This window comes from Aerococcus agrisoli (assembly GCF_003797145.1).
Lineage (GTDB): Bacteria > Bacillota > Bacilli > Lactobacillales > Aerococcaceae > Aerococcus > Aerococcus agrisoli.
This window is the reverse complement of the sequence record NZ_RKMG01000045.1, coordinates 1-7,982: the sequence shown is the minus strand read 5'-3', so window position 1 is coordinate 7,982 and position 7,982 is coordinate 1. Positions and strand designations below refer to the sequence as shown.

General features: G+C 38.7%; 6 protein-coding genes. All 6 read right to left on the bottom strand.

The genetic code is table 11. The annotated features are described in order from the left end of the window. Positions 1-334: 334 nt before the first annotated feature. Positions 335-625, bottom strand: a complete 291-nt coding sequence (locus tag EF384_RS09090; RefSeq protein ID WP_048728504.1) for a CC/Se motif containing family — start codon at positions 623-625, stop codon at positions 335-337. Between the two features lie 174 nt (positions 626-799). After that, positions 800-2,866, bottom strand: coding sequence for a copper-translocating P-type ATPase TcrB (gene tcrB, locus EF384_RS09085; protein ID WP_123781334.1), 2,067 nt, complete (start codon positions 2,864-2,866; stop codon positions 800-802). A 287-nt stretch (positions 2,867-3,153) separates the two neighbouring features. Continuing rightward, the gene (tcrZ, locus tag EF384_RS09080; RefSeq protein WP_002294571.1) at positions 3,154-3,360 is read right to left on the bottom strand and encodes a copper chaperone TcrZ; all 207 of its coding nucleotides are present in this window, start codon (positions 3,358-3,360) and stop codon (positions 3,154-3,156) included. 83 nt (positions 3,361-3,443) lie between these two features. After that, positions 3,444-5,909, bottom strand: a complete 2,466-nt coding sequence (locus EF384_RS09075; protein WP_123781333.1) for a heavy metal translocating P-type ATPase — start codon at positions 5,907-5,909, stop codon at positions 3,444-3,446. Between the two features lie 12 nt (positions 5,910-5,921). Next, positions 5,922-6,377, bottom strand: a complete 456-nt coding sequence (tcrY, locus tag EF384_RS09070) for a copper-responsive transcriptional repressor TcrY (protein WP_123781331.1) — start codon at positions 6,375-6,377, stop codon at positions 5,922-5,924. Between the two features lie 561 nt (positions 6,378-6,938). Next, a complete protein-coding gene (locus EF384_RS09065) occupies positions 6,939-7,829 on the bottom strand; it encodes a fructose bisphosphate aldolase (protein ID WP_123781329.1) in 891 nt (296 codons plus the stop codon). Between the last annotated feature and the right edge of the window lie 153 nt (positions 7,830-7,982).

The window sequence follows — 7,982 nt, the reverse complement described above, 5'->3', positions numbered from 1 at the left end:
TCCTTGACACAGGGTCCATTTTAATATCAAGGAGTCTTTTACACTGGTTTCTCTGCGTACGAATTTATTACAAGTATTTTTATCAAAAGAATTAATTGTGCTATTAAGTTGATTAAACAAAAAGATTACACCTAGAAATCACTCTATAATTGTAGTGTCAAAACCAACATTAAGAAGAAACAAGATGTACTCAGTCGTATCATCAAAATTTCAAATTTTGAAAACTTATTACTTATTTTCCAAGCGTATTTGTTAGTGATTTAAAAGTCGTGGATTCACTTAGATGGAATAGCCTCTACATATTATTTTTGCATCGCTGGATATCAGTAAAGTATCACTGAACCATTAAGCCCTCTATATGTATAGAGGAAAAAATAGATTTTCCCATCATAGATAAATGTAGCTCGTTCTTCCTCAAAGGTAATCTTTTATCAAGATAAATAAAAAGGCCGTTGTGTTGAATCAACATGTAGTTGTTATTTTGAGGGTTTTTATATGAAATATCCACATCTACTGCACCCACGCAACAAGTGCGAGTTGCTCTAAGTGAAACAGTTATTATCGTACGACCTTTCTTCTTCATCCATTCCTGTACTGCCTCATCCACTTTAATAGATATAGCCATTTTTCTATCACTGTCCCTTTTTTAGAATAATCAGGATTTTATATCATTAAATCACAAATAATTTAGGCGTTAAAAGACACCAATATAATTTTCCTTATACAGCATACTGGCTGGTCTGACCCGATTCTGGAAGGGGGTCAAACCAGCCAGTGCTTTTTTCGTTCCTGCTTCGTTTTATTTCGGCTCTAATTTCAATGTCATAGCATTGATGGCAACAATTACAGTCGAAAGTGACATCAAGACGGCACCGACTGCTGGAGTTAATGTTATGCCAATTGGTGCTAGTATTCCTGCAGCTATTGGGATCGCGATAAAGTTATACCCTGCTCCCCAAACAAGATTTTCTTTCATCTTACGTGTGGTCTTCTGAGCCAACTCGATAAAGGATTCAATGTCGCCAGGGTCTGACTGTGTCAAGATGACATCGGCTGAATCCAATGCTACTTGAGTTCCGGCACCAACAGCTATACCAACGTCTGCTAATGCAAGAGAAGGTGCATCGTTGACCCCGTCACCGACCATGATAACTTTCTTTCCTTCTGCTTTAAGTTTTTCAATTAATTCATATTTGTCTTGAGGAGATTGATTAGCTAGATAATCAATACCTAAAATTTCTGCAGCTCCTTGAGCCGCTTTTTCATTGTCACCCGTTGCCATAATCGGCTGAATCTTGTTCTTTTTAAGGGCTTGTATTAAGTCTTTACTTGTCGGTTTTAATTCATCCCCTAAAGCTACAGCACCGATTGCTTGGTCGTTTTCTACTAAGACACTGAGGGTTGCTCCTTTTGGAATATCCATATCCAGATTACGTCCATATGATTTTTGACTGATTAATTGATAACGATGTCCGTTAGCTTGACCTTCTACACCAGCGCCAGAAATAACATCAATCGAATCAAAACTTACTGGACGTATCCCTTGCTGTTCTGCGTAACTAATAATTGACTGAGCGATAGGGTGACTAGATCCACCTTCGATACCTGACAATAAGGCAACGATTTCATCTTTCGTATATTTATCATTAAAGAGTTCAACATCTAATACTTTAAACTCACCAGTTGTTAAAGTTCCAGTTTTATCTAAAACTATAACATCTGCTTTTGTAGTCAACTCCAAAGCGTCCCGGTCTTTCACTAATAATCCCCGACTGGCCCCTAAGCTGGTACTACGAGCAGTCACCAATGGAATAGCCAGACCCAGGGCATGCGGACAAGCAATAACTAATGTGGTGACTGTAAAAATAACTGCCGTTGGTACATCAGCTATAACCATCCATATGACAAGGGCAATAAGCGCTACAATAACCGCAATATAAAAGAGCCATCCTGCAACTTTTTGTGCAAGATTTTCTGCTCGAGAAGATTGGCCTTGAGCTTGACTGATTAATGCCTGAACCTGAGAAATGAAGGACTTATCGCCCGTCTGCTTTATTTCCACATAGAGGACTCCGCCACCATTGGTTGATCCACCGATGACCTCATCTCCGGGATTTTTTTCAATTGGTTTCGATTCCCCAGTCACAAGCGCTTCGTTTACACGTGATTCTCCGCGAATAATGATACCATCAGCTGGAACATTTTCTCCTGCTTGAACACGGATAACATCTCCAATCTGAAGTTCAGACACAGGACGAGTCTCAATCGAATCGTCTTCTAAAACAACATGAGCATCTTTCGGCACCAACTCAGCCAATGCTTTTTGCGCGTCCCCTGCTTCACCCAATGCCTTCATTTCAATCCAGTGTCCTAATAACATGATTAAAATTAACGTTGTAAACTCAAAGAAGAAGTCCATGACATGTTCTCCGGTCACATATCGAGCGGCCACTGCGTAAACACTATAGGCATAAGAAACCGTTATTCCCAAAGTAATCAAGGACATCATGCCTGGAGCTTTTGAATTAAACTCATCTTTCGCACCCATGTAGAATGGTTTTCCGCCATAAATGTATAGAATTGTTGCCAATACAGCTGCTACAACGTCTGCATAAGGAAAAATAATTTGGAAAGGCAACTGAATATCCATCATAGGAGTAATGAGTAAGATTGCAATTCCTAATGGGAGTGACTTCAAGAAAATCTCCTTAAAGCTACCGTGATGGTGGTGGGCATGCCCTCCCATTGCGCCATGATCCATTTCACTGTGATTCATCTTGCTGTGATTCATCTTGCTGTGATCCATCTTGCTGTGATCCATCTGACTATGGTCCATCTTGCTGTGATCCATCTTGCTGTGATCCATCTGACTANCTTGCTGTGATCCATCTGACTATGGTCCATCTTGCTGTGATCCATCTTGCTGTGATCCATCTGACTATGGTCCATCTTGCTGTGATCCATGTCGCCGTGATTATGATGACTATGTGACGAATGTTTTTTGTTATTACTCATTTTTAATTCCTCCTTATTATATTAGAGACTGATTTTAAAGTTTTAGAACTTTCTCATCTAACACTGCATATAATTCTCATGAAAAGGGTTCTATACTTTATCTCTATCTACTATCTATGAATAAATGGTATTTGTACTTTATGCACTTAATACTGAATAGTTAGTTTCTGCTAAAGCAGCATTGAGCGTTTCGGTATCAATCTCTGTTTGACTTTCAAGTACTGCTTTTTTAGTCGCTAAATCAACCTCTACAGATTCAACCCCTTCAATAGCTGAAAATCTTTCTTGTACCGTGTTCGCACAACCTGCACATTTTACGCCATCTAATAAGACTTCTTTTTTCATTATTTTATTCCCCTTTTTTTTTTTATCTTCTCCTATTATATAGAATAGGAAGAAGTTTAAATCCCAAATAAGCTACGTGTTTTCTAAACAACTGCTGGTTTGAATCGTCTTAACCGTAAAGCATTGAGCAAGACCGATACGGAGCTGAAACTCATGGCGACTGCCGCAAACATTGGATTCATCAATGGTCCGCCAAAAATATGCAAGAGACCCATCGCAACTGGAATACCTACAAGGTTGTAAGCAAAAGCCCAGAACAAGTTTTGTTTAATGTTTCGTAGCGTTGCATGACTTAAATCAATCGCAGTCAATACAGCGGTTAAATCATTACGCATAAGGACAATATCAGCCGATTCAATCGCCACGTCTGTACCTGATCCAACTGCAATACCGATATCTGCTTGAGCTAATGCGGGTGCATCGTTAATGCCGTCTCCAACCATCGCTACCTTCTTGCCTGCCTCTTGTAGTTTTTTGACTTCCTCTGCTTTATCTTCAGGTAATACTTCACTTAATACACTGTCTATACCCACTTGCTTAGCAATCGCTTTGGCTGTACGTTTGTTATCTCCAGTAATCATGATTACTTCAACACCGCGTCTTCTAAGTTCTTTAACAGCCTTCATACTATTTTCCTTGAGTGTGTCAGCTACTGCGATAATTCCAGCTAGTTCTCCATCAACAGAGAGATACATCGGTGTTTTTCCTTCGTCTGCTAAACGATCGGATTCTTTTTCCATACTTGATAAATCAATCTTTTGCTCTAGCATCAGTTTACGGTTTCCAATGTACATATCTTTGCCCTCAATTTCAACTCGAATCCCGTGTCCAGGAATCGCTTCAAAATGATCTGGTTTAGCTAATGTCATGTTCTCTTCTTTTGATTTCTGTACGATGGCTTCGCCTAATGGGTGTTCAGAACCTGTTTCACCGGAAGCTGCATAATATAAAAGATTTTCTTTAGTAACAAGAGGAGTTACCAAAATATCCGTCACGATAGGTTTACCTTCTGTCAGTGTCCCTGTTTTATCAAATACAATCGTGTCTAAATTATGAGTGGTTTCTAACGCCTCACCACTTTTTATCAACACACCATGCTCTGCCCCTTTTCCGGTTCCAACCATAATACTTGTTGGAGTCGCCAAACCTAAGGCACATGGACAAGCAATGACAAGGGTTGTTATGATAACGGATAAAACAAATATTCCAGATTGACCTGCAATTAACCAAGCAATCCCTCCTAAAACGGCTAATGCTATAACAATCGGTACGAAATATCCGGTAATGATATCGGCCATTCGAGCAATGGGTGCTTTAGACCCTTGAGCATCTTCTACTAATTTTATGATTTGAGATAGAGTTGTATCACTTCCCACTCGAGTCGCGCGGTAATCAATGGAACCATTTTTATTGATACTAGCCCCAATAACCTCGTCTCCACTTTCCTTTTCCACGGGGATACTTTCTCCTGTCAGCATTGATTCATCGACTGAAGTGCGTCCCTCAACAACAACACCATCTACAGGCATACTTTCTCCCGGACGAACTCGAATAACATCTCCTAAAGCGACTTCGTCCACAGTAATCTCTTGTTCCACACCATTACGTATCACTCGAGCTGTTTTAGGAACCAAGTTGACTAATTTTTCAATCGCTGAGGACATTTGCCCCTTTGATCGCTCTTCTAAAAATAACCCTAACGTATGAAGAGTTAAGATAACTCCAGTCACTTCATAGTAAAGTAAATCGGAAAAGTTCCCGTAACCCAGGCCAGCCCCAATCGTCGCTGCCAGACTGTATACAAAAGCGGCCGCGGTACCAAGGGCAATCAGGGAATCCATATTTGGGTGACCTTTAAATAAGGTTTTGAATCCCTTCTGGAAATATTCCCAGCTTACTACCATTATCGGCAAAGTCAGAATAAGTTGTAAAAGAGAAAAATTAAATGCATTTATCATTGGGTCAACGATATTTGGTAGAGGCATACCGACCATTGGACCCATGGATATAATTAGTAAAGGGATTGTAAATATAATGGATATCCCAAAACGATTTGAAAGTTGCTTCATTCTTTTTTCTTTTTTCTCACGCTTCTCTGCTCGTGAATTATCTTGAGTCTCAGTTGTTTCTAATACGGCTGCATAACCACTATTGGATACAGCACCAGTCACATCAGATACTGAAATTGCTGACGGGTTATAAGAAACTTGCATTTTTTCTGTCGCTAAATTGACTGAAGCTTTATCTACGCCCGACAACTTTCCGACAGCTTTTTCAATTGTCTGCGCACAAGACGCACAGGTCATCCCTTCAATTGCAAAGGTTTGCGTCGTTCCTTCTTGGGCAATCAGTTCATACCCTGAATTATCCACTGCTTTTTGTAGATTTTCTACCGAAAAAGTTGCTTCATCGTACTCTATACTTAACTTCTCTGTTGCTAGGTTCACGGAAGCCTGTGTGACCCCACGTACTTTTTTTGCCGCTTTTTCTACTGTCTGCGCACAAGACGCACAGGTCATACCTTCTATGGCAAACGATTTATTCTCCAATTTTTTCGCTCCTTATTCTCCATGATGATGTAAATGGCAATCGCATTGCCCTTCTGAACACTGGCAATCCACTTCTTCTACTGCGAAAGCTTTTTTCATCTCTAATATTTCTTCTAGTCGCTGGATATCATCGAAGCTTAAGACATGATCTTCAATGATACTCCCTACTACATTCCCGACATTCTTTCGACAAATACGATCGAAAATATCGTTTGTAAAACTTCTTACCGCTTCTTTCTCTTCGATATTTGCCGAATAAATATATTTTCTACCTTCTTGTTCTGTATTCAGTGCGCCTTTTTCCACGAGTCGACCTAAGAGCGTTTTGGTTGTCGCTTGTTTCCAGTCCATTTTCTCTCCCAATGTAAAAATGACTTCTTTACTAGTCACTCGACCATTCGCCCAGACTACTCGCATAACTTCCCATTCAGCATCGGTTATATGAAGGTCTACAGCTATAGTACTCATATTCTCTCCCCCTTTCGTTTACGCGCGTAAGCATTAATGTTAAATATAGTTTACACTAGTAAACGATTATTGTCAAGAATTTATGTAAATGAATAATTTGTGATGTATTATTTTTTATAACTTTTTAACTTTCGTTTCGATGCGACACGCCTGACGAAAATATGGATTGTGTTTTAGTTCATTAATTAGGGATTGGATCGTCGGACACTTCTCTTTTAAAAAAACACCGAAAATAAGCTTTTTCAGAATGTCGGGGGATAGACATCCCACTGTACGGGTTTTCTATCCCCCGATTTCATTTTGATTACAAATTTGAGCCTAACAGGCTCAAGGGGTCACAGCATCGCAAATTATTCATCTACAAACTATTTCAGCTTTAAACACAAAAAAAGCAAGGTGAGAGCCCTGCCTTTTTGCGTCTTTATCGGACTATAATTGTATGAGTAGTTCATTGGGGAGTACCGTCTTAAAATCTAGGAGAATGATATACTACTCTCTGTCTATACTATAACTCGAATGTAAGTTCTGGTATATGAATATTGGAAGTCTTTTTGCAAAGATTTAGTTTTTTACAACAGAAGCTTCATAAATAGAATCCACTGCTTCTTTTAGTTTTGCATCAAAGTCTGCATCACTTTGATTAACAGATAAGTCCTGCGTAAGCGCCCGTGAAAAACTTGCTATAACATTGTCATTTTGACTAAGTATTTCGTTCGCTTCGTCTCTTTCATAACCACCTGATAAAGCAACAACACGTAAAACTTGTGAATGATCGGCTAATTCTTGATATAAATTAGCTTTCGTTGGGATAGTTAATTTCAACATCACATAATCATCAGTAGCTAATGCATCTAAATGGTTTTTAATGGATTGTTTTAAATATTCCTCAATTTGTTCTTTATCTTCAGAATGAATATTCACTTCAGGTTCAACGATAGGAACTAAGCCAGCATCAATTATTTCTTGAGCAACTTGAAACTGCTGGGTGACTGCATCATCGATGCCTTTTTCATTATATGAAAGAATGTTTGAACGCATTTTTGTACCAAACATATTTTGTTCTTTTGCTTGTTTAAGTAAATTATTAAGTCCTGGAATTGGCTTCATTAATTGTACGCCATGTTCTTCATCTGCAAGTCCTTGATCTATTTTAATAAACGGAACAATTCCTTTATCGCTTAAATAATCTCCAGCATACTGACCTTCTATCCTATTATTCATCGTATGTTCAAATAAAATCGCGCCAATAATTTTATCCGGAGTAAAAGATGGAGATGTGATGATTCGTGTACGCATTTTGTGAACAAGATCAAACATTTCATCGTCATTTGAATACTGGTCTTCACTGACCCCATAAGCATTCAGAGCTTCTGGTGTACTACCACCGCTTTGATCAAGTGCCGCGATAAAGCCGTCTTTATTCTTTATAGTATCAAAATGTTCTTGATTCATTGATAAATTCCCCTCCATAGATTTTCTGAAATTCCCATAGTTATCCTTCACTAATTAGTTTATTAAAAATTTTCATCCTATACCACCGATAGTCATTATAAATAATTTGCGATATGTTATTTTTTAATTATTTGGCGGATTTTATAATGAACT

Coding starts and splice junctions, on each gene's coding strand:
- EF384_RS09090 (WP_048728504.1), bottom strand. CDS start 625: ATGGCTATATCTATTAAAGTGGATGAGGCAGTACAGGAATGGATGAAG.
- tcrB (WP_123781334.1), bottom strand. CDS start 2,866: ATGGATCACAGCAAGATGGATCACAGCAAGATGGACCATAGTCAGATG.
- tcrZ (WP_002294571.1), bottom strand. CDS start 3,360: ATGAAAAAAGAAGTCTTATTAGATGGCGTAAAATGTGCAGGTTGTGCG.
- tcrY (WP_123781331.1), bottom strand. CDS start 6,377: ATGAGTACTATAGCTGTAGACCTTCATATAACCGATGCTGAATGGGAA.
- EF384_RS09065 (WP_123781329.1), bottom strand. CDS start 7,829: ATGAATCAAGAACATTTTGATACTATAAAGAATAAAGACGGCTTTATC.